We start from the raw sequence: 25,952 nt of genomic DNA, 5'->3' as shown, positions 1-25,952 counted from the left end.
CCGCAGACGAACCCGTGCCGGGTGTTCTCCTGGTGGGGTGGAAGCTGCCAGCCGTCCGGGCGCTGCGGATGTTTGGTGTCGAGGTGACGTGCGTCCTTCGGCACGCAGAGAAGCGTGCCCTGCCGGTCATGGACGGTGTCACCCTGATCCCTGTGGCCGACCCTGCCGACGTGGAGGGCGTGCTGGCCGCGCTCTCCTGGTCGCGACCTTTCGTCGCCGTGGTCAGCGCCCAGGAGTGGGGACAAGTCACGGCCGCGGTCCTCGGCGGCGTGCTGGGCACCAGGGCGATGTCACTCGACGTGGCCATGGCGATGCGGGACAAGTTCGTGCAGAAGTCGCGGATACGCTCAGCTGGCCTCGACGTCGCCCGCTGCCGTGTCCTGCCCTTCGTGGCTGACATCGTCGGCGAAGTCGGCCAGATCGGCGGATTCCCGGTCGTCGTCAAGCCGCTCAACGGGCTTGGTGCGCGCGACACCCTGCGGCTCTCGTCCGCGGCCGAGGCGGTGGAATGGGCAGTCTCGGCAGAGGGCGGCCCGTGGCTTGTCGAGGAGTTCGTCGCCGGGTCCGAGCTGCATCTCGACGGGGTGGTCCAGAGCGGTCACGTCACGACTCTCACGGTGTCGCGCTACCTCGAAAACCTCATGGAGGTGCATGGGGGAGCTCTCGTGGGATCCGTCTGCCTCTCGCCGATGGCTGACGGAAATCTCTATGAGCAGGGCGGTCTGCTGGCAGAGCGCGCGCTGGCCGCGCTCGGGCATCGTGACGGGGTCTTCCACCTGGAGGCATTCGAGCAACCCGATGGGCGTCTGGTGTTCAGTGAGTGTGCCGGCAGGGTTTCCGGTGGTCGGGTCGACGACGTGACGCGGCTGGCGACCGGCGTCGACCTCCACCTCAGCTGGGCCGCGGCGGCCCTCGCGGAAGAGATCGCAGCTCCGCGAGGGCGCGCAGACGCCGCCAGAGCGAAGCAGGAGCGGGTGTTCGGATGCGCAAACCTCACCGCCCCGGCGGGTGTCATCGCCCAGATGCCGCGAAGCGAGGACGTCCTGGCCCGTCCAGGGGTCATCCAGTGCTCGCTGCGCCATGGGGTCGGTGACCGACTGGGAAGGAGGACCCAGTCGTTCGACCGGGTCGGTGAGGTGGTCGTCGCCGGTGCCGACTGGGCCGAGGTCGATCGCAATCTGCGCCAGTGTGCTCTCTGGTTTGCCTCCTCGGTGCGGTCGCACTGAGCACCAGCGTGCACTGCGGTCGCTGACTCTTGACGCACAATCATTGCGGACGCTGGGGAAGGCCATGCGCCGATGCCGCCCAGGGGCATTGACCATCTTCACGCTCGGGATGATCAAGGTCAGCGCGGGCGCGCGACATCACCGCCACCGTCCACGTAGCGCAGAGCACCGAGACCCAGGTCCAGCGCCTTCACCGGCGCCGGGGTGATCGGCACCGCCGGGACGGACTACTCCTCAGGCACCATCGTGATCGCCCCGCAGGGGCACTCGGCCACGCACAGCCCGCAGCCCTTGCAGAAGTCGAAGTCGAACTCATACCCGCCCGGCCCAGGTGCGCCGATCTTCTTCACCGCGTTGTCGGGGCACACCCCGAAGCAGTTGTCGCAGCCGAAGCAGTTGCCGCACGACAGGCAGCGCCTCGCCTCGAAGAGGGCGGACTCGGGGTCGAGCCCCTGCACGACCTCGTCGAAGGTCCCCGCCCGGCGGGCACCCTCGAGCCGTGGCCGCACGCGGTGCGGGGCGTCGCTGTAGTACCAGGTCGTGAGGTCGTCGAAGGCGGCCAGCGACCTCTGCGGAACAGGCGGACATGTCGTCCCGCGAAGCCACGCGTCGATGTGGCGGGCTGCCGTCTTGCCGTGCCCGACGGCCACGGTGACGGTCCGGTCCGACGGCACCATGTCGCCGCCGGCGAAGAGCCCGATCCGGCCCGTCATCATCGAGGGGTCGACATCGACGACGCCGCCGGTGGTGGTGATGCCGTCCAGCCCGTCGAGAAGGGCGAGATCGGCGTCCTGGCCCAGGGCGAGCACCAGGCTGTCGGCAGCCAGCTCCTCCATCTCGCCGGTCGGCTGCGGGAACCCGGTCTCGTCCAGCTCCATCTTCTCGATGAGCAGCACGCCCTCGTCGGCGTGCTTGACCGTCGACAGCCACTTCATCCGGATGCCCTCGTCGAGAGCCTCCTGCACCTCGGAGTCGTGCGCCGGCATCCGGTCCCGTGTCCGGCGATAGACCACCACCGCATCCGTCGCCCCGAGCCGCCTCGCGGTCCTGGCGGCATCGAGGGCGGTGTTGCCGCCGCCGTAGACCGCCACTGTGCGCCCGAGCAGTGGCGCCGTACCCCCCTCGACGTCGTGCAGCAGGGAGACGGCGTCGACGATGCGGGCCGCCTCGCCGGCGGGAACGTAGGCCCGACGGCCGACGTGCGCACCGACGGCGAGGAAGACGGCGTCGTACGTCGCCAGCAGCGGCTCCAGGTCGTCGACCCTGCTGCCCAGCTCGAAGTGGACGCCCAGGGTCTCGATCCTCGCGATCTCCTCGTCGACCACGTCGCGAGGCAAGCGGTAGGCCGGGATGCCGTAGCGCATCATCCCGCCCGGTCGGTCCTCTGCGTCGCGGAGGGTGACGTCGTGCCCCAGCAGCCGAAGGAACCACGCGGCCGACAGACCGGACGGTCCGGCGCCCACCACGAGGACGCGCTTGCCGGAGCCGGGCGCGGGGGTCGGCAACGCCCAGCCCTCGACACGGGCCTGGTCACCGAGGAAGCGCTCGACGGCATTGATGCCGACGGCCTCGTCGATCTCCGCGCGGTTGCACGCGGTCTCGCAGGGGTGGTAGCAGACCCGACCCATGATCGCGGGGAACGGGTTGTCGGCCAGGATCCGTCGCCACGCTGCTTCGTAGCCGCCCTCCTCGGCGAGGTAGAGCCACTGCTGGATGTCTTCCCCGGCCGGGCAGGCGTGGTTGCACGGCGGCAGGTTGGAGACGTAGACCGGCCGCTCGGTGCGCCAGGTGCCGGTGTGGTTGGCCAGGCTCGAACCCACGTCGAGCGTGATGGCGAACGGCCGCTGCGGCATGCCGAGATCGGTCAGGCGCTGCTCGGTCATGACTCCTCCAAGAGCCCGTAGCGACGGATGTTCTTGTCGGCCTGTGCCTGCACGCGCGCGATCACGTCGTCGCGCCGGCGGGGCGAGAAGAGGTGCGCGAACCGCTTCTGCATCGACAGGTAGTCCTCCACCGGCACCTGCCTGCGGATGGGGGTGACTCCGGTGACCTCCCCGCCCTCCGCCTCGAACACGGGGAAGAGTCCCGACTGCGTCGCACCGCGCGCCACGGCGAGCGTCGCCGACGACTCTGACCCCCACCCCAACGGACACGGCACGAGGACGTGGAGATAGCGCGCTCCACGCATCGACATCGCCTTGGTCGCCTTGGCCTCCAGGTCGTGGAGATCGGCGACGGTGGCGGTGGCGACGTAGGGGATCTCGTGGGCCATCGCAATTCGTGGCACGTCCTTGCCCTGCCCGAACACGTTGCCCGGGTCGTCGCCGACCGCCTGGGTGGTCATCGTCCGCGCGGCCGGCGGGGTGGCCCCGGAGCGCTGGACGCCGGTGTTCATGTAGCCCTCGTTGTCGTAGCAGATGTAGAGCACGTCGTCGTTGCGCTCGAACATGCCCGACAGGCACGCGAAGCCGATGTCGACCGTGCCGCCGTCACCGCCCTGCGCGACCACGCGGATGTCGTCGCGCCCCTGCGCCTTGAGCGCCGCGGCCACCCCCGTCGCCACGGCGGGGGCGTTGCCGAACAGCGAGTGCAGCCAAGGCAGGCGCCACGAGGTCTCGGGGTAGGGGGTGGAGAACACCTCCAGGCAGCCCGTCGCGTTGACGGCGAACATCTGCCCCTTCGTGGCAGCCATCGCCGCGTCGAGGGCGTAGCGCGCACCGAGGGCCTCTCCGCAGCCCTGACAGGCGCGGTGACCGGAGGTGATCGCGTTGCTGCGGTCGCTCTCGGCCTGGACGGTGCGCACCTCCAGCGGCAGCAGCCGGTTGCCGACCGCGAACGAGCCGACCTGGTAGAAGCGGATGGGAGCCTCTGTCATGGCTGCACTCCTCAGTGGGGGGCGGACCGCACGGTCCCGAGGTCGCGGAGCAGGTTCTCGGCCATCGGCCCGGACCGGACATCGGCGCGCTGGCGTGCCAGCTCGGCGTCGACGAGGTCGTGGTTGAGATCGAGGAAGGTCAGGGGCGCGAGGCGGTCGGCCATCGCCTCCTCGAGCATGGCGTGCAGGCTCCTCTTCAAGATCGGCCGGCCGCCCAGGCCTGCGATCACGGTGTAGTTGGGCGGCACCGTGTGACCGCGAAACGCCATCCGCACGTGGGAGTCGACGATCCCGCCGATGCCGGCGCTGAAGGCCTTCTCGACCACGACGAAACGCATCACGCCCGCGAGCGCGTGGCGCACCGCCTCGAGCGGGAAGGGCCGGAACGAGGTGATCCCGAGGACGCCGATCCGCTCCCCGCGCTCGCGGCGCTCGTCGACCACGTCCTTGATGGTGCCGAGCGCCGAGCCGAGGGCGATGACTGCGGTCTCGGCGTCGTCGAGGCGGTAGGGGCGCACCAGCCCCCCGGCCTCGCGCCCAGTGATCGCGGCGTACTCCAGGGCCACCTGGGGGATCAGGTCGAGCGCCTGGACCTGTCGGTCGTGGGCGAGGTAGCGGACCTCGGTGAAGGCCTCCGGCCCGACCATCGCCCCGATCGAGACCGGGTCGTCGACGTCGAGCACCTGGCGCGGCTGGAAGGGCGGCAGGAAGGCCTCGACCTGCTCGAGCGTGGGCAGCTCGACCTGCTCCACGGCGTGCGTGAGGATGAAACCGTCCATGCACACCATGACCGGCAGGCTCAGTGCCTCCGCGATGCGGAAGGCCTGCACGTGCAGGTCGGCGGCCTCCTGGTTGGTCTCGGCATAGAGCTGCAGCCATCCGGAGTCGCGCTGGCTCATGGCGTCGGAGTGGTCGTTCCAGATGTTGATGGGGGCACCGATGGCGCGGTTGGCCACCGTCATCACGATCGGGAGGCCGAGTCCGGAGGCGTTGTAGACGGCCTCGACCATGTAGAGGAGGCCTTGGCTCGCCGTCGCGGTGTAGGAGCGAGCGCCGGTGGCGGACGCGCCGATGCACACGCTCATCGCAGCGAACTCGGACTCGACGTTGACGTATTCGCAGCCCGGGAGCTCTCCGGACTTCACCAGCCTGCTGAGGGTCTCGACGATGTGGGTCTGCGGACTGATCGGATAGGCGCCGATGACCTGTGGGCGGCACGCGGCCACGGCCGCAGCGACCGCCTGTGACCCCTCGATCTGCACGGGCACGTCTCAGCCCACCTTCCTTGCGCTGACGAGGTCGTAGGCAGCCTGCGCAGCGGACACGTTGCCCTCGGCGATGCCACCGGGGAACTTCGCCCGGATTGCCGCAGCGACCGCGTCGAGGTGGACGATGCCGGTCATCGCCGCCAGCCCACCCAGCAGCGCGGCGTTGGGCATCGGGCGCCCGACGTGCTGCCTGGCGAGGTTGGTCGCGTCCACGGTGAGCACGTGCCCTGCTTCGAGAGATTCGATGCCGAGCTGACCGGGCGTCTCCCTGCTGTTGATGAGCACCCACCCGTCACTGCGCAGCCCGGCGAAGACATCGACCTGGTGCAGGAGGGTGGCGTCCTGGACCACGAGCGCGTGCGGCTCCATCACCGGCTCGCGGGTGCGGATCACCTCGTCGCCGATGCGGCAGTAGGAGACGACCGGTGCCCCGGTGCGCTCACTGCCGAAGCTCGGGAACGCCTGGGCGTGCCGACCTTCCGCGAAGGCCGCCTCGCTCAGCAGCTCAGCTGCGGTGACCACACCCTGTCCTCCGCGCCCGTGCAGCCGGACCTCGAACAGGCCAGCTGCGACCGGGCTCGCTGTGGACTGCATGGCGTCGACCTCCTGCCTGTCGTCACACCATCATCGGTCGCTGGGCCACCGCTGGACAGGGCCCTTGGTCCCGCGTGCGCGGGACGACTTCCGCGAAGGCCTCGCCGACTGGTCACGGGGCCGTCTCGGTGTGGACCGAGACGGATCCGAGGCTGCCGAGCTCGGCACGCACCTCGACGCCTGCACCGAGGGGTATGGCGGCTGTGGCTGCTCCGGCCAGGACGACCGAGCCGGCGGGCAGCGAGATGCCGTGCTGCGCCGCCATCCGCTTGACCGCCGCCAGGGCCAGCACCGGGTCGCCGAGGATGTCGGCGCTGGACCCGCGCGCCGCCTCGGTGCCGTCGACGCTGAGGACCACGTCGAGCGCCGCCAGGTCGAGGCCGGCACGGGCCTGGTCGAACGGCTGCCACGGCCCGAGGACGAAGCCGGCCGCGGAGGTGTTGTCGGCGACGACGTCCTCGAGGGAGAACGTGAAGTCGCGGTAGCGGCTGTCGATGATCTCCAGCGCGGGAGCGACGTGGGTGGTCGCTGCGAGGATGTCGGAGTCGTCGTCGCTGGGGTCGACGTCGACTCCGAGCAGGAAGGCCACCTCGGGTTCGATCCGGGGGTGCACCAGTGCCGTGACGTCCGTGGAGCCGCCGTCGTCGACCGCCATGCTCTGGTGGATCACGCCGATGATGACGTCCGAGACGCCCATCTGCTCTGCCTTGGCCTGGCTGGTGAAGCCGAGCTTGACCCCGACGACGGCGTCGCCGCGCTGCTCGCGGATCTCGACACCGGCGGCCTGCACGGCATAGGCCTCGTCGAGGCTGATGGCGGTCTCGTCGGTGAGCTGGGGGATCGCCGTCGCCGTACGGACTGCCTCGTCGAGCCTGGCGGCCAGGGCATGGATGTCGGGCATGGCGGTCTTCCTCACGGTTGCAGACGTCGGTCGGTTCGGTGCAACAACTCAACCACCGTCCCGGCGGGGAAGCCCAGCCTCGTCGGCTGCGCGGTCGGCCAGCTCGGCACCGACCCCGTCGTAGAGCTGGAAGCCCGTGTGGGCGCCGAGGGCGCGGGCCTGTTCGAGGTCGTCGTCATATTGCGCGACCACCGCGACGGTGCCTGCGAACTCGCTGTCCTGGAGCTTCCTGAGGGCATCGACGTTGCTGGTGTGGAAGGGCATCGCCAGGACGGCGAGCTGGACGTGGTGCGGTCGCATCCGGGCCCAGAACTCGGGGTCGGTGGCGTCGCCGAGGACCACGTTGAGACCGTCGGCCACGAGCGACTCCTGGCGCGAGGGGAAGTCCTCGACCCCGACCACCCGGAGCCCGTAGTCGCGCGTGAGGCGCTCGTATGCCGCCCGCCCGACCCGCCCCATGCCGAGCACGACGGCCTCCGCGTCGCCCACGTCGATCGGGCGGTCGTCGGCGTGCAGCCGTTCGACCGGGTGGTCGGGGAGCACGCGACGGGTCAGCTCGACGAAGGCATCCGGGTGGCGACCCACGACCGCGGACAGCAGGAAGCTGGCCGCCACGGTCGTCGCCAGGACGCCCAGCCACTCCTCGCCCAGGCCCGAGCCCGCGGCGACGGCGACGATGAGCCCGAACTCGGAGAAGTTGCCGAGTGTCGTGGCTGTGCGGACCGAGGTCCGTCGACGCAGGCCGCGCGTCCAGAGCAGGGCCGCGAAGCCTGCCGCCTTGAGCGGGAGCAGGAGCAGGAGCGCAGCGCTGATCAGCAGCTCCCCGAGCGTCGGGAGCCCGGTGAACCCGACGGAGAGGAAGAAGCCGACGAGCAGGATCTCCTTGATCGAGAACAGGCTCTTGCTCAAGGCCTCGGACCCGGCGTGCGGGGCCAGCAGGATCCCGACCACGAGGGCACCCAGGTCGCCCTTGAGCCCGACGGCCTCGAAGAGGGCATAGCCAGGGACGAGTGCGGCGACCAGCCCGAAGAGGGGGCGCAGCTCGTCGTGGCCCAGGTGGTCGAGGAGAGGCCGGACGAGGAGGGCGGCCGGGATGAGGAGGACGAGACCGAACGCCCACAGGCTCGGCGGGTCCTCGTGCGTCGCGGCGAGGAAGGCCACGGCAGCCAGGTCCTGCACGATCAGGATGCCGATCGCGGTGCGACCGCTCAGCGCGGCGGTGCCGCCGCGTTCCTCGAGCGTCTTGACGACGAACACGGTGCTGGAGAACGACAGGGCGAAGCCGACCAGCAGCAGCGTCTGCCACCCCTGATCGGCGAGCAGACCCACGCCCAGCACCCCGAAGAGGCCGAGGTATGCCGCCGCGACGACCGTCGTCAGGGCCATGTGAGCGCTCGCGGTGAGCCAGACCTCGCTGCGGACGAGCACCCGGAGGTCGAGCTTGAGACCGATGCCGAAGAGCAGGAGGGTCACCCCGAGGCTCGCCAGCACGTCGAGCAGCGGCGGCGCGCTCACGCCGGCGGCGCTCAGGGCGAAACCTGCGGCCAGGAAGCCCACCAGGGGCGGCAGCCGCAGGACGCTGGCCAGCAGCCCGGCTCCCAGGGCCGTGGTCAGGATCGCTGCGATGTCACCCATGGGGCGCGAGGCTATCGACCACAGTGCGTGGGCGGACGGCGCGAGCCGGACTCAGGCCGGGGCAGGGATGGGCACCACGACCACCGTGGTGTGCGCCCGCTCGACCACCGCGGTGGCGACGGTCGAGGACACCATGCGGGCAAGCGAGTCGGTCGGGTGTCGGCCGACCACGACGAGGTGCCACTGCTCCGATGCCTCGGACAGGCACTCGCGGGCGAAACCCCGCGCGAGCTGCACGTCCACGTGGACGTCGGGGAACTTCTCCGAGAAGCCGGCGACCGATTCTGCGAGGAGCAGGCGCTCCTTCTCGAGCAGACCTTCTGTGGCAGGGACCAGGTGTGGGCCGTTCACGGCTGCCACGACGTCGTGGAAGGCGTGGAGCACCGTCAGCGGCAGACCCCTCGCCGAGGCGTGCTGGAAGGCCACCTCGAGCACCGCCTGCCCCTCGAGCGTTCCGTCGGCGCCGACCAGCACGCCCCTGCGGACGCTGCCGGGGGACTCCGGGCGGCACACGGCGACCGGTGACTCGGCGTGCCGGGCGACGGTCGCGCTGACCGAACCCAGCAGGCGGCTGCGGAGAACGCCGCGCCCCCGGGACCCGACGACGACCAAGTGCGCGTCGGCCGAGAGCTCGACCAGCACATCGCGCGGGTCGCCGTGGGCCGTGTGAGCCGAGACAGTCAGCCCCGGCTGCAACCGTCGCGCGGATCCTGCCGCGTCGTCTGCGGCTGCCTGCATCTGGGCGGCGAGCTCGGCGGGCGGGATCACATAGCTGCCGGCGGCGTTGGCCCAGGCTGCGGTGGGGACCTGGTTGAGTCCCGAGACCGCGACCACGGCCAGGTGGCGACGCTCCAGCGCGGCCTGCTCCGCGGCCCAGCGCAAGGCGCGCTCGGCGTCGGCAGAGCCGTCGACGCCCACGATGATGCTTCCGGGTGCGAGTTGGATGGTCATACCTCGACTCTGTCCCCGTCCCTGCCCGCGGGCCATGGGCGAAGTTCCCCGACCCGTGGGACCTTGTGCCCAGCCGTGGAGCGTTCAGCGGTCCTTGGTCCCGCGGATCCGGGACCGTCTCCTCTGTCGAGCGGCGGGTGCGGGAGGGACGCTGGGAGTGTCCGCTCCTGAGAGCACCGAAGAAGGGTCGTCTGCCATGGCTGAGCCACTCGAAGCACGGACCTCGAGCAGCCGGGTGGCGTGGATCGTCGCCGCCGTGGCTACGACGCTGGCCGTGGTCTTCGCGATCGTTGCGATCCAGTCGGGTCCGGATCTGCGGACCATGCAGGCCCACGGTCACGGAGCGACGTCGGGCCAGGCGGAGCGCGGTCACATGGGCATGTCGCAGAACATGATGGCCGGCGACGAGCAGGACTTCCTCGTCGAGATGATCGCCCACCACCAGGAGGCTGTCACGGCGGCCGCTGAGCTCGAGCGCTCCGACCGATCCCAGATGCGTGAGCTGGGGCGGTCGATCGTCACCGGCCAGACGGCCGAGATCGACCAGATGCAGACGTGGCTGGAGGCGTGGTACGACGACGCCGGCCAGGCGTCGTACGAACCGATGATGCGCGACCTGCAGGGGCTCGATGGTGATGACCTCGACCAGGTGTTCCTCGAGGACATGGTGATGCACCACCACATGGCCGTGATGATGTCGCGGCACCTCCTGACGGACGCCGACGACCTGCACCCGGAGGTCGCGGACCTCGCCCGCGACATCATCAGCGCCCAGAGCGCGGAGATCCGGCAGATGAGGCGCTGGCTGGTCGAGTGGTTCGACGTCAGGGGCGGCATGGGTTGGCACATGGGCATGGGCGGCATGGGCGCGGACATGCACGACATGTGATCGGTGACAACCCGAGGACAGAGCACTCCGAGACAGGGTGACCGGTGACCGTGTCTACTTGTCGCATGACCCGCGACGGCATGCGCGCAGAGGTGGCTGACTCCTGGCACCTCTCGGCCGCGTCCGGGGTCGACGTCGACCGGGTCGAGGCCCCGATCACCCTGGAGGCGTCCGACCTGCGCGACCACCGCGAGGCCCACCCGCTGTCCCAGGTCTTCCCGCTGCTCGACGACGTGCTCGGCCAGGCAGCCCGCGACTGCGGTGCGGTCATGGCGGTCAGCGACGCTGCCGGTCAGCTGCTCTGGGTCTGCGGCTCTCCCTCCACCCTGCGGCAGGCGGAGCGGATCGGCTTCGTGGAAGGCTCCAACTGGGACGAGCGGCTCGCCGGCACCAACGCGCCCGGCCTCGCACTGCGGCTGGGCCAACCCGTGCAGGTTCGCCGGGCCGAGCACTTCCGACACTCCGTGCAGCAGTGGAGCTGTGCTGCCACCCCGATCCACGACCCGACGTCCAGCACCCTGCTCGGGGTGCTCGACATCACCGGCAACGACGACATCGCCGTGCCGCAGACGATGGCGATGGTGCGCGCCGCCGCCCGGATGGCGGAGGCGGAGCTGGCGCGCGAGCTCCTGACCCGGGCGACGAAGCCGGTCGAGTCGCCGGCGGGGCTCCAGGTGGTGGTGGAGCTGCTCGGCCGCCACGAGGCCGTGCTGATCATCGACAACGGGCGGGGCACCCGCCAGTCCGTGCGACTCTCGCCGAGGCACAGCGAGATCCTGCTCCTGCTGGCGTCGGCCCCCGAGGGCTCTCCGGGGACGAGCTCGCCGTGCTGGTCTACGAGGAGGACGGCGCCTCGTCCACCCTTCGCGCCGAGCTCAACCGTCTCCGGCACCTCCTCGGTGACGACCTTCTCGCCTCGCGGCCCTACCGGCTGCGCGCGGGGGTCGCCGGTGACTGGCTGGCCCTCGAGGCACAGCTCGCGGCGGGCGACGTACGCCGTGCCCTGCGTGACTACCGCGGCCCGATCCTGCCGCGCTCGACCGCTCCGGGAGTCGTGCGGCTCCGCGACGGGCTCCACCACTCCCTGCGCGCGACCGTGCTCGCCGGTCGCGAGCCCGACCTGATGTCGACGTGGACGCGCTCCAGCTGGGGCGCCGACGACTACGAGATGTGGGTGGCTCAGCGCGAAGCCCTCGGCGCTGGGTCACCGATGCGCTCCCTGGTCGACGGCCAGCTCGCGCGCCTGGACCGCGACCTCGCCTGATCCCGGCTGGTCCACGGGCTCTCCGTCGGGACCTGCTGGCGCCACCCCGACGGCGGGCGTTCGTCGAACCCCCGCCACGCAACGTTGTTGCAACGTCGTCGCTCGTAGCGTGACGGGTGTCACACCCCCTCACTCCTGGAGCATCAGATGACCGTCTACGCACAGCCCGGAACCGATGGCTCGGACATCGAGGTCAAGAGCCGCTACGGCCACTACATCGGGGGGGAGTGGGTCGACCCGGTCAAGGGTGGCTACTTCGAGAACATCTCCCCGGTCAACGGCAAGCCGTTCACCGAGGTCGCGCGGGGCACGGCCGAGGACATCGACGCGGCCATCGACGCGGCCTGGAACGCGGCCGACGCCTGGGGCCGGACCTCGACCACGGAACGCTCCAACGTCCTGCTCAAGATCGCCGACCGCATGGAGCAGAACCTCGAGACCCTCGCAGTCATCGAGACCTGGGACAACGGCAAGGCCGTACGCGAGACGCTGAACGCGGACATGCCGCTGGCCATCGACCACTTCCGCTACTTCGCCGGCGCCCTGCGCGGCCAGGAGGGCGGCATCTCCGAGATCGACGAGACCACGATCGCCTATCACTTCCACGAGCCGCTGGGCGTCGTCGGGCAGATCATCCCGTGGAACTTCCCCATCCTGATGGCGGTCTGGAAGCTCGCCCCGGCTCTCGCCGCCGGCAACGCCGTCGTGCTCAAGCCCGCCGAGCAGACCCCCTGGTCGATCCTCAAGCTCATGGAGCTGGTCGGCGACCTGCTGCCGCCGGGGGTCCTCAACGTCGTCAACGGCTTCGGGGTGGAGGCCGGCAAGCCGCTGGCGAGCAGCCCCCGCATCCGCAAGATCGCCTTCACCGGTGAGACCACGACCGGGCGGCTGATCATGCAGTACGCCTCGGAGAACATCATCCCCGTCACGCTCGAGCTCGGCGGCAAGAGCCCGAACATCTTCTTCGACGACGTCGCGCAGGAGAAGGACGCGTTCTACGACAAGGCGCTCGAGGGGTTCGCGATGTTCGCCCTCAACCAGGGCGAGGTGTGCACCTGCCCCTCGCGGGCGTTGGTGCAGCGCTCGATGTACTCGGACTTCGTGCACGACGCGATCCAGCGGGTCGAGGCGATCACCCAGGGAAACCCGCTCGACGTCACCACGATGATGGGCGCCCAGGCGTCCAACGACCAGCTCGAGAAGATCCTGTCCTACCTCGACATCGGCAAGCAGGAGGGCGCCAAGGTGCTCACCGGAGGTGAGCGCAACGTCCTCGAGGGCGACCTCGCGGAGGGCTACTACGTGCAGCCCACGGTGTTCGAGGGTGACAACTCGATGCGCATCTTCCAGGAGGAGATCTTCGGGCCGGTCGTCTCGCTCACCGGCTTCGACGACGAGGCCGATGCCCTCAAGATCGCCAACGACACGCTCTACGGCCTCGGGGCCGGGCTGTGGACCCGCGACGGTGCCCGGATGTTCCGCGCGGGCAAGGCCATCCAGGCCGGCCGGGTGTGGACCAACTGCTACCACGCCTACCCCGCGCACGCGGCGTTCGGCGGCTACAAGCAGTCAGGCATCGGGCGGGAGAACCACAAGATGATGCTCGACCACTACCAGCAGACCAAGAACCTGCTTGTCTCCTACAGCCCGGACAAGCTCGGCTTCTTCTGAGCCGGGACGCGACGATGACTGACGTCGAACGCGTCGCGGTCACCGGTGAGGCGGCGGAGATGATCCGCCGCCTCACCGAGGCGCACGGCCCCGTGATGTTTCACCAGTCCGGTGGGTGCTGCGACGGGTCCTCACCCATGTGCTATCCCGACGGTGAGTTCCGCACCGGCGACTCCGACATCCACCTCGGCGACCTCGACGTGGGGCTCGAGCGCCACGTGCCCATGTGGATGTCGAGGTCGCAGTTCGAGCTCTGGAAGCACACCCACCTCACGGTCGACGTGGTCAAGGGCCGTGGCGCCGGGTTCTCCCTGGAGGCTCCCGAAGGGGTGAGGTTCCTGATCCGTTCCCGACTGATGACCGATGAGGAGTACGCCGACCTGCAGCCGGAGCCGGGGCAGTGACCTCGGGCTGGGCGCTGACGCGCCGTGGCTCACCAGAGCAGCAAGGCTGCGGCGAAGGCAGCTGAGGCCGGCGCCAGGCAGGCGGCGAGGGTGACGGCGAAGCGCGCCCCGCCCGCACCCCCCGCGACGACCACCTTGCCGACGGTGTTGGTCGCGAGGCCGAGACCCACGGCGACGACCGCGGTGCTCACCGACACCCTGCCGTCGTGGGCCAGGGTGGCGACGGCGACGCTCGCACCGTGGACGTCCGCGACGGCTCCGGTCGCGGTCGCGGCGAGGGCGCCGGCAGCGCCGTACCGCTGCTCCATCCAGACCGCCAGCGGAAGCACCACCGAGATGATCCCCGCCAGGACGAGGGCAGGGACCAACGCGAACGGCCGCCCCGTCGGCTCCGCCCCGTCGGCGGTGGCGTTGTCCTGCTTGCGTGCCAGCCAGCAGGCCTCGATCGACAGGACCGCCGACCCGACGACCACGGCTGGCAGGAGGCGGGCGGTGACGCGTGGGTCTGCGATCGCGGTGACGACGACGAGCTGCAGAAGCGTCGACACGCTGGCCAGGGATGCCCCCGCCAGGGCCGGTCCCAGCGGGGCCTCACCCCGGCGGAACCGCGCCGCCATGACGCCGGTCGTAGCGGTCCCGGAGACGAACCCGCCCGCGAGGCCCGTGACCATCAGGCCACGGCGGGCTCCCAGCATGCGAGTGGCCACGTAGCCCACCCAGCCGATGCCGGTGATGAGCACGACGAGGAGCCAGATCCGCTGGGGGACCCAGGTCCCATAGGGGCCGAAGCGGCCGGACGGGAGGATCGGGAGCAGCACGAAGGCGGCGACGAAGAACTTCAGGGCGTCGGCCTGTTCGCGCTCGGTCACGGTCTCCCGGACGAACCTGTGCAGCGCGTCCCGCGAGACCAGGAGCACGGTGATCGCCACGGCAAGCGCTGCTGCGGCGGCGGGGCGGGACGTGGCCAGTGCGCCGAGTCCGACCACCGCGACGCCGGCGACCTCGGTCGTGAGGCCGGGGTCGCGCTGACGGGAGGTGGCATAGCCGAGGACCACGAGCAGGACCGCTCCGGCCACCAGCCCGCCGGCGACGATGGGCTGCACCAAGGTGGACAAGGCGCCGACCAGGGCCAGCAGGGCCATCGTCCTGATCCCGAGGGTGCCCTGGGCAGGCTTGGAGCGCTCGCGCTCGGCGCCGACCAGCAGCCCGATGGCGAGGGCCACGCCCAGTGACTGCCAGAGCTCGATGTCGTTCAACGCCGTGCTGGTCTCAGCCGCTCGCCGCGGGCGACTCGGGAACCACGGCGACGTTGCCCCGGCCCTGTTCGAGCACGGCCGCCGTGATGGAGGAGTAGAGCAGGCGAGCCGGCCCCGACGCGGGGTGCCGGCCGACCACCAGGAGGTCGTGGGCAGGAAGCTCCTTGGCCAGGACCACGTCGACCAGCCCGCGGGAGAGGGTGAGCTCGACCGGGACGTCGGGGTAGTCCTCGCGCAGGCCTGCCACCGACGCGGACAGCAGCATCCGCAGGTCGTCGACGCCGGCCTCGTCGGGCCGGACGTCACGACCGTGGGCAAGCTCACCGGCGATGTCCCAGAAGCAGTGGGTCACGGTGAGGGCCTGCTGGCGCAACGAGGCCTGACGGAACGCGAACTCGATGACGGGCCGGCTGGCGTCAGTGCCGTCGGCGCCGACCAGGACACCCAGACCGCTGTCGCGGGTCACGTCCTTGGTCACCACCACCGGGCAGGCCGCGTGGCGGGCCACTGCTGCGCTCACCGAGCCGAGCAGCGCGGTGCGCCAGCGAGACCGCCCGTGCGAACCCACCACGACCAGACGTGCACTGCGCGAGCCGGTGATCAGCGTCTCCCGCGGGTCGTCCTCGGCGACCAGGGTGCGGATGTCGATCCCGGTCCGGCCGGTGCTCGCCAGGTGCACCGCGTCCTGCACCATCTGCTCGCGCACGGGATCCCTGCGGGCGTCCGGTGCGCTGTGCACGATCAGGAGCGGTCGCCGTTCGAGGCCGGCCTGGTCGGCAGCCCAGCCCAGAGCGGCATCAGCATGGTCGGAGCCGTCGATGCCGACGACGATGCAGTCACGGAAGGTCTTCTCGTCCATGGCTCCACGCTCCCGCAGCCGCCGATGGGTCGGCAGGGCCGAAGGTCACCACGTCAGGGTCGTGCGACTCACGCCCGTTCGGCTCAGGGTGTGTATTCCTCGTGCGCGACGACAACGGCACGACCCTCGATCGCACCTTCGCGGAGCCGGTCGTAGACCATCCCCGCCCGGTCGAGGGGGAAGCGGGTCACCTCGGGTCGCAGGTGGCCGCGCGCCGCCAGGTCGAGGACCTCGACCAGCTCGCTCCGGTTGCCCCAGTAGGTCGACTGGACGCTGACCTCGTAGGGCACGGAGAAGAAGGAGTACGGCAGCGTTCCACCGCCGAGGCCGACCAGGGTGATGTCGGCGAGCTGACGGGCAGCGGCCGCCGCTGTCTGCAGCGTCTGGTCCGTGCCGACCATGTCCAGCACGACGTCGGCGCCGAACCCGTGGCCGGCCTCGCGGATCTGGTCGACCAGGGAGTCGCCGGGAGCGAGCGCCAGGTCGGCGCCGCTCCGGACAGCGAGGTCGCGCGCGGCCTCGCGAGCATCGACCGCCACGACGACCGCCGCCGTCGTCGCACGCAGGATCTGGACTGCGAGGTGACCCAGGCCCCCGACCCCGATCACCACCGCCAGCGATCCCGGGACCAGCTTCTCCCGGGAACGACGAATCGCGTGGTAGGGCGTGAGCGCGGCGTCGGTGAGGGGCGCCGCGTCCGCCGGTGCGAGACCCTCGGGGAGGGGCACGACATGGCGTGCGCTCGGGACCAGGAGGTAGTCCGCCATACCGCCGTCGAGGCCGAGGCCGCCGCCGCCGCCCGGCGCGGGTGCGAGGTCGGGGCGGTCGCAGTAGGTCTCGAGCCCGGCGAGGCAGCGCGGGCAGGTGCCGCATCCCCAGGCGCCGACGACCGCGACCGGCTGGCCCGGCTCGAGGCCGTGGACGTGCGACCCGACGGCGTGCACCCAGCCGGCGTTCTCGTGGCCCAGGGTGAAGGGCGGGCCCCACGGCAGAGCGCCGTCGGTGAACTCGTCCATCAGGTGCAGGTCGGAGTGACAGGCGCCGGCGCCGCCCATCTGGACGAGCACCTGGCCGGGGCCGGGTTCGGGCACCGGCACCTCACGCAGCTGCGGAGTGCTCTGCCAGGACTCGAGCCTCAATGCCCTCATGGTTCCTCCTGAGTAGTCGTTCATCCCAGCATGCGCCGCCGCCCGCGGGGAGGCACGGGGCAACCGTCCCGAGTCCGAGGGACGTTGGGCCGTCGCACATCGCGGACGGCGGTCGTCCCGGCGCGGTCGTGGGCCCGACGGGATGGGGTTGTATGGCAGTCTCTTCTGACCGGAAGCCCGCAGCCATCATTGGACGTCCCATGAAGTTCGACCCGGCCACCGTGCGTGACCCGCTGCCGCTGTCGGCCTTCGAGAACTGTGTCGTGCCTCGGCCGATCGCCTGGCTGTCCAGTCGAAGCGCCGACGGAGTGGAGAACCTGGCGCCGTTCAGCCAGTTCCAGGTGTTGACCTTCGACCCTCCGACGGTGATGTTCTCGGCCAATCGTCATCCTGACGGTCGACGCAAGGACACCGTGGTGAACGCCGAGGAGACCGGCTGGTTCGTCTACAACCTGGCGACGTGGGACCTGCGCGAGGCCGTCAACATCACGGCCATGACCTTGCCTCCCGGCGAGAGCGAGTTCGACCGGGTCGGCGTGACTCGGACCTATGCAGAGCTCTCGCCGTTGCCGATGGTCGCGGAGAGCCCCGTTCACTTCGAGTGTCGCTACCTCTCCACGACTCACCTGCCGGGCGGTTCGCAGGTCGGAACCGCCGACGTGGTCTTCGGGCGCGTCGAGCGGATCCACATCGATGACGACGCGCTCACCGACGACGGCCGCCTCGACGTCAGGAGGATCCGACCGATCGCCCGTCTGGGTTTCAACGAATACACCGTGGTCGCCGACAGCTTCGAGATGCGGGTGCCCGGCGGTGGCGTGGTCGACGCGCGGGGGCGCCTCGAGCAACCGGGCTGAGTGGGGTCACGGGCCGCGGGGACTGCCCACCGGCGGACCCGACGACGAGTGCGGTGACGGCCGCCCGGACAATCTCAGGTCGTGTCCCATGACCCGTACCCGGATGCCGACCGCCCTCTCCGAGCGCTGTGGCAGCGCTATCGCGCCTACCGCGGTCGGTTCGTCGCAGCCGTCGCCGCGTCGACCGTCAACAAGGTGGCCGACGTCGTGCCGGAGCTGCTCATCGGCGCGGCGGTCGACGTCGTCGTCCGGGGGCAGGACTCGTTCGTGGGCCAGGCGCTCGGCGTCGACTCGCGCTATGCGCAGCTGGCCTGGCTGGCTGCCATCAATGCAGTCGTGTGGCTCATCGAGTCCCTGTCGCAGTATGTCGCCGACGTGCTCTGGCGAGGACTGGCGCAGGGGGTCGAGCACGACCTGCGCGTCGAGGCCTATGACCACGTCCAGCACCTCGACCTGGGCTGGCACGAGGGGCGCGCAGCGGGTTCGACCCTGGCGACGCTGAACGACGACGTCAACCAGCTCGAGCGCTTCCTCGACATCGGCGCCCCCGCCATCTTGCAGACCACCCTCAACGTGCTCCTGGTCGGCGGCGTGTTCGCGGCGGCGTCGGGGCAGCTGCTGGTCCTGGCGTTCCTGCCGATCCCGCTGATCGTGGTCGGGTCCCTCGTCTTCCAGCGGCGTCTCGAACCGCTCTATGACCGGGTGCGCTCCGCGGTCTCCGACCTCTCCGGCACCTTGAGCTCCAACCTCGCCGGCATCGCCACCATCAAGGCGTTCACGGCCGAGGACCGCGAGCGCGACCGGGTCGCCGCGGTCTCGAGCGCCTATCGCGACGCCAACACCCGAGCGATCCGGTCCTCGGCCGCCTTCGTGCCGTTGGTGCGGATGGCGATCCTGGCCGGCTTCACCTGCACCCTGCTCCTCGGCGGGTGGGCGACCCTGCGCGGCGAGCTCGAGGTCGGGCTCTACAGCGTGCTCGTCTTCATGACCCAGCGCCTGCTGTGGCCGCTCACCGAGGTGGCCGAGGTCCTCGACCTCTACCAGCGCGGCCGCGCCTCCACTGCTCGCATCCTGGCCCTGCTCGCCGTGCCGATCACCGTGCCCGCGGGATCCACCGCGCTGGTCCGCCCGGTGGCCGGCCGGGTGGAGCTCCGCGGAGTCCGGGCAGGCTACGGGGACGGTCCGGACGTCCTCCATGGCATCGACCTGGTCGTCCCCGCGGGCGAGACGCATGCCGTCGTCGGCGCCACCGGCTCGGGCAAGTCCACCCTGCTGCGCCTGGTGCTCCGCTTCGACGACGCCCGCGAGGGGCGGGTGCTGTTCGATGGGCAGGACGTCCGCGAGCTCGACTGGGACTCGCTGCGTGGCTCGATGGGATATGTCGCGCAGGACGTGTTCATGTTCGCCGGCTCGATCGCCGACAACATCGCCTACGGACGGCCCGGCGCGACGCGTGAGCAGGTCCGTGCGGCCGCCGAGGCTGCCGCCGCCCTCGACTTCATCGAAGCACTCCCCGGCGGGCTCGACGCATGGGTGGGGGAGCGCGGCGTGACCCTGTCGGGCGGGCAGCGCCAGCGACTCGCCCTCGCGCGCGCCCTCCTGCGCGACCCCGCCGTGCTCGTGCTGGATGAGGCGACCAGCGCCGTGGACAACGAGACCGAGGCTGCCATCCAGCGGTCACTGCGACTGGCCACGGCGCAGTGCACTGCGATCGTCGTCGCGCACCGGCTCTCCACCGTGCGCCACGCCGACCGGATCTGGGTGCTCGACGCCGGGCGGGTCGCAGAAGCCGGCACGCACGACGAGCTCCTGCAGCTCGCTGGGGCCTACGCCGCGTTGTGGCGGGTGCAGACCGGTGAGCCGTCGACCGCATGACGCCAGTCGGCGCGCGAGCACGGTCGAGTCGGCGCGCGAGCACGGTCGAGTCGGCGCGCGAGCACGGTCGAGTCGGCGCGCGAGCACGGTCGAGTCGGCGCGCGAGCACGGTCGAGTCGGCGCGCGAGCACGGTCGAGTCGGCGCGCAAGCACGGTCGAGTCGGCGCGCAAGCACGGCCGAGCAGCGACGCCGTACGCCGAAGGCCGCTCAGGCCTCGTTGCGCAGCCGCGGCTCGGTGCGCTGCTCCGGGTGGATTCCGCGCTTGTCGGCATAGAACGCGCGCACGAGGTCCATGTCGGCGGCCAGGTCGCCGCTCGGCGTGATCGTGGGGCCGGCACCGACCGTGCGTGAGGGGCCGTCGATGAAGGCCAGCGTGATCGGCAGGCCGGTCTGCTGGGCGAGGCGGTAGAAGCCGGACTTCCAGTGGTCGGACTTGCTGCGGGTGCCCTCGGCGGCGATCGCCAGCAGGAAGTCGTCGGAGCCCTCGATGGAGGCGATCAGCTTCCTCAGGTCGGCAGCCGGATTCTTGCGGTCGACCGAGATCGCGCCGGTGGCGCGCATGATCGGCGCGACGGGCCCGGAGAAGAACTCCTTCTTGACCATGATCCGTGGGTGTCGGCCCTGGCTCCACGCGAGCAGGAGCGAGAAGACCCAGTCCCAGTTGGAGGTGTGGGGGGCGCCCACCACGATGCCGCGCGGCGGCAGGGTCCCCTCGGTGCGCCAACGGGCTGCTCGCAGGATCGTGCGGGCGAGGAGGGGACGGACCACCATGCGGGACATGGCGTGAGGCTACTGGGGTCAGGCGGCCGATGTCGGCCTGACCCCGCCTCGATACGATCGCGGCGTCCGTACGTATGTTTTCGTCCCAGGGAGATCCAGTGTCCGAGATCAAGGTCGTCCGCACCCACGCTGGCCAGCGTGAGGAGCAGACCGCCACGACGGGCACCAAGGCCTGGGAGCTCTTCAAGGACAACACCGACATCGTGGCTGCCAGGGTCGGGGGAGACCTCAAGGACCTGGCCTACGAGTTGCGCGACGGCGACGAGGTGGAGGGCGTCGACATCGCCAGCCGCGACGGTCGAGACATCCTGCGCCACTCCGCCGCGCACGTGATGGCGCAGGCCGTCCAGCAGCTCTGGCCGGAGGCCAAGCTGGGGATCGGCCCGCCCGTGACGGACGGCTTCTACTACGACTTCGACGTCGAGACCCCGTTCGTGCCGGAGGACCTGGTCAAGATCGAGTCCGCGATGCGCAAGATCATCAAGGAGAACCAGCGCTTCGAGCGCCGGGTCACCACCGACGCGGACGCCATCAACGAGCTCCAGGACGAGCCCTACAAGCTCGAGCTGATCGGGCTCAAGGGCGGCGCGGGCGCCGATGACACGGAGGGCGCCAGCGTCGAGGTCGGTGGAGCCGAGCTCACGATCTATGACAACGTCGGCCGCAACGGCGAGGCGAAGTGGTCGGACCTCTGTCGGGGCCCGCACCTGCCGACCACCAAGCGGATCCCCGCGTTCAAGCTGATGCGCACTGCCGCGGCCTACTGGCGCGGCGACGAGAAGAACAAGCAGCTGCAGCGCATCTATGGCACCGCCTGGGAGACCAAGGAGGCCCTCGACGAGCACCTCCACCGGATCGAGGAGGCCGAGCGGCGCGACCACCGCAAGCTCGGCCGCGACCTCGACCTGTTCAGCTTCCCCGACGAGATCGGCTCGGGGCTGGCCGTCTTCCACCCCAAGGGCGGCGTGATCAAGCGGGTGATGGAGGACTACGTCCGCCAGCGCCACATCGAGGAGGGCTTCGACTATGTCGGCACCCCCCACATCAGCAAGGAGGGGCTCTTCCACACCTCCGGACACCTGCCCTACTACAAGGACACGATGTTCCCGCCGATGGAGTTCGAGGGCTCGGACTACTACCTCAAGGCGATGAACTGCCCCATGCACAACCTGATCTTCCGCTCGCGCGGACGGTCCTACCGTGAGCTGCCGCTGCGGCTCTTCGAGTTCGGCAGCGTCTATCGCTACGAGAAGTCCGGCGTCGTGCACGGCCTGACCCGTGTCCGCGGGCTCACCCAGGACGACAGCCACTCCTACGTCACCCCCGAGCAGGCGCCGGCCGAGGTCAAGCACCTGCTCGACTTCGTGCTCGGGCTGCTGCGTGACTTCGGGATCGACGACTTCTATCTCGAGCTCTCCACCCGCGACGACTCCAAGCCCGACAAGTTCGTCGGCACCGAGGAGGAGTGGGCGGTGGCGACCAAGGTCCTCGAGGACGTCGCGGTCGACTCCGGTCTCGAGCTCGTCCCGGACCCGGGCGGCGCGGCGTTCTACGGCCCCAAGATCTCCGTGCAGGCCCGCGACGCCATCGGCCGGACCTGGCAGATGTCGACGATCCAGTACGACTTCAACCAGCCGAAGGGCTTCGAGCTGGCCTACCAGGCCGCCGACGGCAGCCGGAAGCAGCCGGTGATGATCCACTCCGCCAAGTTCGGCTCGCTGGAGCGGTTCTTCGGGGTCCTGGTCGAGCACTACGCCGGCGCGTTCCCGCCCTGGCTCGCCCCGGTCCAGGTGACGGCGATCCCGGTCGCCGACGCGTTCAGCGACTACCTCCACGATGTGGCACGGCAGATGCGCGTGCAAGGGCTGCGGGTCGAGGTCGACGACTCCGACGACCGGATGCAGAAGAAGATCCGCAACGCGCAGCTGCAGAAGGTGCCGTTCATGATGATCGCCGGCAACGAAGACGTCGAGGCCGGTGCCGTGTCGTTCCGCTACCGCGACGGCCGCCAGGACAACGGCGTGCCGATCGAGGAGGCCATCGCGCGCGTCGCTGCTGCGGTCGCGAGCCGCGAGCAGGTCTGATGACCGACCAGTCCGGCGTCGGTGCCCCCGACGGCCTCGCCCGGATCTGGACTCCCCACCGGATGGCCTATGTCCGCTCGGACACGACCGCCGACGGGTGTCCGTTCTGCCGGATCCCGCAGGGGGACGACGCCGAGGGTCTCGTGGTCGCGCGGGGGCGCTCGACCTACGCCGTGCTCAACCTGCACCCCTACAACCCCGGGCACCTGATGGTGCTGCCCTATCGCCACGTCGCCGAGCTCGAGGAGCTCACCGCGGACGAGTCGGCCGACCTGATGGCGATGACCCAGCAGGCCATCCGCACGATCCGAGGCGTGAGCAACCCGCAGGCCTTCAACGTCGGTCTCAACCTCGGCGGTCCGGCCGGCGGCTCGCTGGCCGACCACCTCCACCAGCACGTAGTGCCACGCTGGTCGGGCGACGCCAACTTCATCACCGTCATCGGCGCGACGAAGACGCTCCCGCAGCTCCTGGCCGACACCCGCCAGCTGCTCGCGGACGCCTGGCGATGACGTGGCAATGATCCGGCCCTGACCCGTTGCCAAACGGCGCCCACGGGAGGAACGTGGGAAGTCACCGGCGGCGCCGCTGGGGCGCTGCCCCGACCAGCGGAGGCAGCCGTGTTCGCACGTTCCACCACCATCATGGGCAACCCCGAGGCCCTGGACTCGGGAATCGCATTCGTCCGCGACGACGTGATGCCGGCGATCCTCGAGATGGACGGCTGCGTCGGCCTCTCGATGCTCGTCGACCGCGAGTCGGGCCAGTGCATCGTCACCAGCTCGTGGGAGTCCGAGGAAGCCATGCGCGCCAGCGACCTCAACCTGCGCCCGATGCGGGAGCGGGGCGGGGAGATGCTGGGAGGCGAGCCCCAGGTCGAGGAGTGGGAGGTGGCGTCCATGCACCGCGACCACACGACCCGGGAGGGCTCGTGCTGCCGGGTGGCGTGGATGCGCGCCAACGACAACGGCGTCGATCGCGGGATCGAGATCTATCGCGACTCGCTGCTGCCCCGGATCGAAGGCATGCCGGGCTTCTGCAGCGCGAGCCTGATGGTCAACCGGGCCCTGCACCGCGCCTGCTCGACGACCACCTTCGACAGTCGTGAGGCCATGGAGCAGAGCCGCGACGAGGGCTGGGCGATCCGCGACGCGGGCGTGCGTGAGGCTGGCGTCGACGTGCTCGACGTCGGTGAGTACGAGCTGTGCCTGGCCCACCTGCGGGTGCCCGAGCTGGTGTGAGGGCCCTCAGACCACCGGGTGGGGGTGCTCGGCGGCGCGCCCCTGGAAGGCGAGGATCGCCGGGTTCTGGATCCGCCCGTCGCGGATCTCGGTGGCCCGGGTGATCGTCTCGTCGCCCTCCCACGCGGCAGGTCCCGACAGGACCGTCCGGATGAAGGGCAGCAGCGCCTCGCTGTTCTCCCAGGTGGCGGAGTTCCACAGATATGACGGGCTGTGGTCGACGGCGTAGTAGTGCACGCGGTCGGCGACGGTGAACATCGGGTCGTCGAAACCCGTCGGGACGGCCCACTCGAAGCCCATGCCCTCGTCGCAGGACACGTCGACGATCACACTGCCCTGGCGGAAGGCGGCGACGTCCTCGGTCCGGAGATAGGTCAGCGGCGCGTTGGGGTCCTGGAAGGTGCAGTTGACGACGATGTCGTTCTCTGCGAGGTATGGCGCCAGCGGCACCCGGCCTCGTTCGGTGATCACGTAGCTGGCCGACGGGTCGTCGGGGTCGTGGTCGAACTGGCGGATCTGCACGGAGTGGATGGGGGAGCCGACCGCGGCCACGCCCCGGGTGGTGAGCACGGCGACGTCGTTGACGCCGTGCGCCTTGAGCGCGGTGACGGCCCCGCGCGCAGTGGCGCCGAAACCGATCACCACGGCGCTGAGCCGGCGACCGTAGTCGCCGGTGAGCCCGACGAGCTCCAGCGACTGGAGCACCGAGCAGTAGCCCGCCAGCTCGTTGTTCTTGTGGAAGACGTGCAGCCCGACGTGACCGTCGCGGGTCCAGTGGTTCATCGCCTCGAAGGCGATCAGCGTCAGGTTCCTGTCGATGGCCAGCTGGGTCATCTCGGGGTCCTGCACACAGTGTGGCCAGCCCCAGAGCACCTGGCCGGTGCTCATGGTGGCCACGTCCTCGTGCTGCGGCTTGGGCAGCACGACCACGTCGGAGGCGGTGATGATCTCCTCACGGCTCGCGAATCCGGAGACGTATGGCGCCAGGTCGGCGTCGCTGTGCCCGAACCGCCGGCCGAAGCCGTGCTCGAGCGTGACCCGCGCGGCGATGTCGGCGTCGAGCCGTGCCAGGTGGTCGGGGTGGATCGGGAGCCGGTGCTCGTTCTCCTTGGTCGACGTCGCGACGACGCCCAGGCTGAGGAGGCTCACTTCTTCTTGTTGCCCAGGCCCTCGACGGCGGTGTTGGCCCCCGCGGCCTTCGCGTGCTTCTCGGCCCGCTTCTCCTTGATGGACTTCGCGGACTTCTTGGTCATGCCTTGCCGTGGCGACTTGTCGCTCATCGGGGAGCTCCCTGATTGGAAGCCTGGTTGGCTCCGTCTTGCCACACTACGCCCGCCGCGTCTGTCCGCTCGCCATCTCGCCGTCACTCGATCCCGGTAGCGTGCCCGGCGTGGATGACGCGCAGCTCGCCGACCGACTTGTCCGCGAGGCGGGTTCGCTCGCCGCCTCGATGCTGGAGAAGGGCCTCGAGGCCGAGACCAAGACCCACGTCACCGACGTCGTGACAGCCGCGGACAAGGCGGCCGAAGCACTCATCGTCGAGGCACTGCGCCGTGAACGGCCCGACGACGCGATCGTGGGGGAGGAGGGGGCCGCTCACGCCGGCACCAGCGGTCGCACCTGGGTCATCGACCCGGTCGACGGCACCTACAACTTCCACCGCGGCCTCGGCTGGTGGTGCAGCGCCCTCGCCCTGGTCTCGGCGGGCGCGACCACCGGGGAGGACGACGTGCTGCTGGGGGCCGTCCACCAGCCGGTCACCGGAGACAGCTTCGTCGGCGGGCCCACCGTGGCCAGCACCTGCAACGGCAAGCGTCTGCCGGCCCTGGTCGACCGGCCCCTGCGGGAGTCGTGTGCCACGACATACCTCCATCCGCCCTACTTCCAGGGGGAGATCGGGGCTGCCTTCGCTCGGGCGGTCCAGGGCGTCGCCACCCTGCGGATGATGGGGTCGGGGAGCCTGGACGCGATGGCGATCGCCCGTGGGCAGTGCGACGTGCTGTTCCAGCACTCCGTCCCCGACTGGGACCGACTGCCAGGCGCGGCGATCATCCGCGGAGCAGGCGGGGAGTCGCGCGTCGTGCACGCCGCCGGCGTCGACTGGCACGTCGCCGGTGTCCCGACAGCCGTGGCCGACGTCTGCGCTGCCCTGCTCGGCGACTAGCCTGCCTCC

25 protein-coding genes are annotated in these 25,952 nt (G+C 70.5%); 12 read left to right on the top strand and 13 right to left on the bottom strand.

Going from position 1 to position 25,952, the window contains the following annotated elements; genetic code table 11:
- The first annotated feature begins 14 nt into the window (after positions 1-14).
- Positions 15-1,226, top strand: a complete 1,212-nt coding sequence (locus G7071_RS16480) for an ATP-grasp domain-containing protein (RefSeq protein WP_166320474.1) — start codon at positions 15-17, stop codon at positions 1,224-1,226.
- Between the two features lie 227 nt (positions 1,227-1,453).
- Here the strand turns inward: G7071_RS16480 and G7071_RS16475 are convergent, their stop codons facing one another.
- The 7 genes from G7071_RS16475 to G7071_RS16445 form a co-directional block, all read right to left on the bottom strand.
- Positions 1,454-3,109 (bottom strand): NAD(P)-binding protein, encoded by a 1,656-nt coding sequence (locus G7071_RS16475; RefSeq protein WP_166320473.1) that lies wholly within the window; start codon positions 3,107-3,109, stop codon positions 1,454-1,456.
- The gene (locus G7071_RS16470; RefSeq protein ID WP_166320472.1) at positions 3,106-4,101 is read right to left on the bottom strand and encodes a thiamine pyrophosphate-dependent enzyme; all 996 of its coding nucleotides are present in this window, start codon (positions 4,099-4,101) and stop codon (positions 3,106-3,108) included. The genes G7071_RS16475 and G7071_RS16470 overlap by 4 nt, the downstream gene beginning before the upstream one ends.
- 11 nt (positions 4,102-4,112) lie before the next feature.
- The gene (porA, locus tag G7071_RS16465) at positions 4,113-5,369 is read right to left on the bottom strand and encodes a pyruvate ferredoxin oxidoreductase (protein ID WP_166320471.1); all 1,257 of its coding nucleotides are present in this window, start codon (positions 5,367-5,369) and stop codon (positions 4,113-4,115) included.
- Positions 5,370-5,372: 3 nt separating this feature from the next.
- Entirely contained in the window at positions 5,373-5,963 is a 591-nt protein-coding gene (locus G7071_RS16460) for a 2-oxoacid:acceptor oxidoreductase family protein (protein ID WP_206062836.1), read from the bottom strand.
- 112 nt (positions 5,964-6,075) lie between these two features.
- Positions 6,076-6,864 (bottom strand): 2-keto-4-pentenoate hydratase, encoded by a 789-nt coding sequence (locus G7071_RS16455; protein WP_166320470.1) that lies wholly within the window; start codon positions 6,862-6,864, stop codon positions 6,076-6,078.
- Positions 6,865-6,912: 48 nt separating this feature from the next.
- Positions 6,913-8,499, bottom strand: coding sequence for a cation:proton antiporter family protein (locus tag G7071_RS16450; protein WP_166320469.1), 1,587 nt, complete (start codon positions 8,497-8,499; stop codon positions 6,913-6,915).
- A gap of 51 nt (positions 8,500-8,550) precedes the next feature.
- Positions 8,551-9,450, bottom strand: coding sequence for a universal stress protein (locus tag G7071_RS16445; protein ID WP_166320468.1), 900 nt, complete (start codon positions 9,448-9,450; stop codon positions 8,551-8,553).
- Between the two features lie 196 nt (positions 9,451-9,646).
- Between G7071_RS16445 and G7071_RS16440 the strand changes: the two genes are divergently transcribed.
- The 5 genes from G7071_RS16440 to G7071_RS16425 all read left to right on the top strand — a co-directional run bounded on the left by G7071_RS16440 (position 9,647) and on the right by G7071_RS16425 (position 13,678).
- A complete protein-coding gene (locus G7071_RS16440; protein WP_166320467.1) occupies positions 9,647-10,339 on the top strand; it encodes a DUF305 domain-containing protein in 693 nt (230 codons plus the stop codon).
- 65 nt (positions 10,340-10,404) lie between these two features.
- Positions 10,405-11,463 carry a GAF domain-containing protein gene (locus G7071_RS16435; protein WP_246210091.1) on the top strand — a complete coding sequence of 353 codons (1,059 nt, stop codon included), beginning with the start codon at positions 10,405-10,407 and terminating at the stop codon, positions 11,461-11,463.
- Positions 11,463-11,603, top strand: coding sequence for a hypothetical protein (locus G7071_RS19465; protein ID WP_246210088.1), 141 nt, complete (start codon positions 11,463-11,465; stop codon positions 11,601-11,603). Before G7071_RS16435 ends, G7071_RS19465 begins: the two co-directional genes overlap by 1 nt.
- 147 nt (positions 11,604-11,750) lie before the next feature.
- Entirely contained in the window at positions 11,751-13,274 is a 1,524-nt protein-coding gene (gene exaC, locus G7071_RS16430; protein ID WP_166320466.1) for an acetaldehyde dehydrogenase ExaC, read from the top strand.
- A gap of 14 nt (positions 13,275-13,288) precedes the next feature.
- Positions 13,289-13,678, top strand: coding sequence for a DUF779 domain-containing protein (locus G7071_RS16425; RefSeq protein WP_166320465.1), 390 nt, complete (start codon positions 13,289-13,291; stop codon positions 13,676-13,678).
- 29 nt (positions 13,679-13,707) lie between these two features.
- On the opposite strand, the gene G7071_RS16420 is transcribed toward G7071_RS16425, so the two are convergent.
- The 3 genes from G7071_RS16420 to G7071_RS16410 form a co-directional block, all read right to left on the bottom strand.
- Positions 13,708-14,934 (bottom strand): MgtC/SapB family protein, encoded by a 1,227-nt coding sequence (locus tag G7071_RS16420; RefSeq protein ID WP_166320464.1) that lies wholly within the window; start codon positions 14,932-14,934, stop codon positions 13,708-13,710.
- 13 nt (positions 14,935-14,947) lie between these two features.
- Positions 14,948-15,793, bottom strand: a complete 846-nt coding sequence (locus G7071_RS16415; RefSeq protein WP_166320463.1) for a universal stress protein — start codon at positions 15,791-15,793, stop codon at positions 14,948-14,950.
- 83 nt (positions 15,794-15,876) lie between these two features.
- Entirely contained in the window at positions 15,877-16,941 is a 1,065-nt protein-coding gene (locus G7071_RS16410) for an NAD(P)-dependent alcohol dehydrogenase (protein WP_166320462.1), read from the bottom strand.
- Positions 16,942-17,141: 200 nt separating this feature from the next.
- Between G7071_RS16410 and G7071_RS16405 the strand changes: the two genes are divergently transcribed.
- Both G7071_RS16405 and G7071_RS16400 read left to right on the top strand, forming a co-directional pair.
- Positions 17,142-17,798, top strand: a complete 657-nt coding sequence (locus G7071_RS16405) for a flavin reductase family protein (protein WP_166320461.1) — start codon at positions 17,142-17,144, stop codon at positions 17,796-17,798.
- An 81-nt stretch (positions 17,799-17,879) separates the two neighbouring features.
- The gene (locus G7071_RS16400) at positions 17,880-19,673 is read left to right on the top strand and encodes an ABC transporter ATP-binding protein (protein WP_166320460.1); all 1,794 of its coding nucleotides are present in this window, start codon (positions 17,880-17,882) and stop codon (positions 19,671-19,673) included.
- 208 nt (positions 19,674-19,881) lie between these two features.
- On the opposite strand, the gene G7071_RS16395 is transcribed toward G7071_RS16400, so the two are convergent.
- On the bottom strand, positions 19,882-20,454 hold the full coding sequence (locus G7071_RS16395; protein ID WP_166320459.1) for a 1-acyl-sn-glycerol-3-phosphate acyltransferase: 573 nt from the start codon (positions 20,452-20,454) through the stop codon (positions 19,882-19,884).
- Positions 20,455-20,552: 98 nt separating this feature from the next.
- On the opposite strand from G7071_RS16395, the gene thrS reads away from it, so the two are divergent.
- From thrS to G7071_RS16380, 3 genes are all read left to right on the top strand, one after another.
- Positions 20,553-22,538, top strand: a complete 1,986-nt coding sequence (gene thrS, locus G7071_RS16390) for a threonine--tRNA ligase (RefSeq protein ID WP_206062835.1) — start codon at positions 20,553-20,555, stop codon at positions 22,536-22,538.
- Positions 22,538-23,050, top strand: coding sequence for an HIT family protein (locus G7071_RS16385; RefSeq protein WP_166320457.1), 513 nt, complete (start codon positions 22,538-22,540; stop codon positions 23,048-23,050). The genes thrS and G7071_RS16385 overlap by 1 nt, the downstream gene beginning before the upstream one ends.
- 108 nt (positions 23,051-23,158) lie before the next feature.
- Positions 23,159-23,779 carry an antibiotic biosynthesis monooxygenase family protein gene (locus tag G7071_RS16380; RefSeq protein ID WP_166320456.1) on the top strand — a complete coding sequence of 207 codons (621 nt, stop codon included), beginning with the start codon at positions 23,159-23,161 and terminating at the stop codon, positions 23,777-23,779.
- A gap of 6 nt (positions 23,780-23,785) precedes the next feature.
- On the opposite strand, the gene G7071_RS16375 is transcribed toward G7071_RS16380, so the two are convergent.
- Both G7071_RS16375 and G7071_RS19740 read right to left on the bottom strand, forming a co-directional pair.
- Positions 23,786-24,928 (bottom strand): N(5)-(carboxyethyl)ornithine synthase, encoded by a 1,143-nt coding sequence (locus G7071_RS16375; RefSeq protein WP_166320455.1) that lies wholly within the window; start codon positions 24,926-24,928, stop codon positions 23,786-23,788.
- Positions 24,925-25,059 (bottom strand): hypothetical protein, encoded by a 135-nt coding sequence (locus G7071_RS19740; protein ID WP_281351694.1) that lies wholly within the window; start codon positions 25,057-25,059, stop codon positions 24,925-24,927. Before G7071_RS19740 ends, G7071_RS16375 begins: the two co-directional genes overlap by 4 nt.
- A gap of 110 nt (positions 25,060-25,169) precedes the next feature.
- Here G7071_RS19740 and G7071_RS16370 point away from each other — a divergent pair, with 110 nt between their 5' ends.
- Positions 25,170-25,943, top strand: coding sequence for an inositol monophosphatase family protein (locus G7071_RS16370; RefSeq protein WP_246210086.1), 774 nt, complete (start codon positions 25,170-25,172; stop codon positions 25,941-25,943).
- Positions 25,944-25,952: the final 9 nt, after the last annotated feature.

This window comes from Nocardioides piscis, from assembly GCF_011300215.1.
In the GTDB taxonomy this organism is placed as follows: Bacteria; Actinomycetota; Actinomycetes; order Propionibacteriales; family Nocardioidaceae; genus Nocardioides; species Nocardioides piscis.
This window is presented reverse-complemented; position numbering and strand designations above follow the sequence as displayed.

What these genes read in the sequence shown, in the direction of transcription:
- G7071_RS16475 (WP_166320473.1), bottom strand. Translation starts at nt 3,109, where the DNA reads ATGACCGAGCAGCGCCTGACCGATCTCGGCATGCCGCAGCGGCCGTTC.
- G7071_RS16470 (WP_166320472.1), bottom strand. Translation starts at nt 4,101, where the DNA reads ATGACAGAGGCTCCCATCCGCTTCTACCAGGTCGGCTCGTTCGCGGTC.
- G7071_RS16460 (WP_206062836.1), bottom strand. Translation starts at nt 5,963, where the DNA reads ATGCAGTCCACAGCGAGCCCGGTCGCAGCTGGCCTGTTCGAGGTCCGG.
- G7071_RS16455 (WP_166320470.1), bottom strand. Translation starts at nt 6,864, where the DNA reads ATGCCCGACATCCATGCCCTGGCCGCCAGGCTCGACGAGGCAGTCCGT.
- G7071_RS16450 (WP_166320469.1), bottom strand. Translation starts at nt 8,499, where the DNA reads ATGGGTGACATCGCAGCGATCCTGACCACGGCCCTGGGAGCCGGGCTG.
- G7071_RS16445 (WP_166320468.1), bottom strand. Translation starts at nt 9,450, where the DNA reads ATGACCATCCAACTCGCACCCGGAAGCATCATCGTGGGCGTCGACGGC.
- G7071_RS16440 (WP_166320467.1), top strand. Translation starts at nt 9,647, where the DNA reads ATGGCTGAGCCACTCGAAGCACGGACCTCGAGCAGCCGGGTGGCGTGG.
- G7071_RS16435 (WP_246210091.1), top strand. Translation starts at nt 10,405, where the DNA reads ATGACCCGCGACGGCATGCGCGCAGAGGTGGCTGACTCCTGGCACCTC.
- G7071_RS19465 (WP_246210088.1), top strand. Translation starts at nt 11,463, where the DNA reads ATGTCGACGTGGACGCGCTCCAGCTGGGGCGCCGACGACTACGAGATG.
- exaC (WP_166320466.1), top strand. Translation starts at nt 11,751, where the DNA reads ATGACCGTCTACGCACAGCCCGGAACCGATGGCTCGGACATCGAGGTC.
- G7071_RS16425 (WP_166320465.1), top strand. Translation starts at nt 13,289, where the DNA reads ATGACTGACGTCGAACGCGTCGCGGTCACCGGTGAGGCGGCGGAGATG.
- G7071_RS16415 (WP_166320463.1), bottom strand. Translation starts at nt 15,793, where the DNA reads ATGGACGAGAAGACCTTCCGTGACTGCATCGTCGTCGGCATCGACGGC.
- G7071_RS16410 (WP_166320462.1), bottom strand. Translation starts at nt 16,941, where the DNA reads ATGAGGGCATTGAGGCTCGAGTCCTGGCAGAGCACTCCGCAGCTGCGT.
- G7071_RS16405 (WP_166320461.1), top strand. Translation starts at nt 17,142, where the DNA reads ATGAAGTTCGACCCGGCCACCGTGCGTGACCCGCTGCCGCTGTCGGCC.
- G7071_RS16395 (WP_166320459.1), bottom strand. Translation starts at nt 20,454, where the DNA reads ATGTCCCGCATGGTGGTCCGTCCCCTCCTCGCCCGCACGATCCTGCGA.
- G7071_RS16385 (WP_166320457.1), top strand. Translation starts at nt 22,538, where the DNA reads ATGACCGACCAGTCCGGCGTCGGTGCCCCCGACGGCCTCGCCCGGATC.
- G7071_RS19740 (WP_281351694.1), bottom strand. Translation starts at nt 25,059, where the DNA reads ATGAGCGACAAGTCGCCACGGCAAGGCATGACCAAGAAGTCCGCGAAG.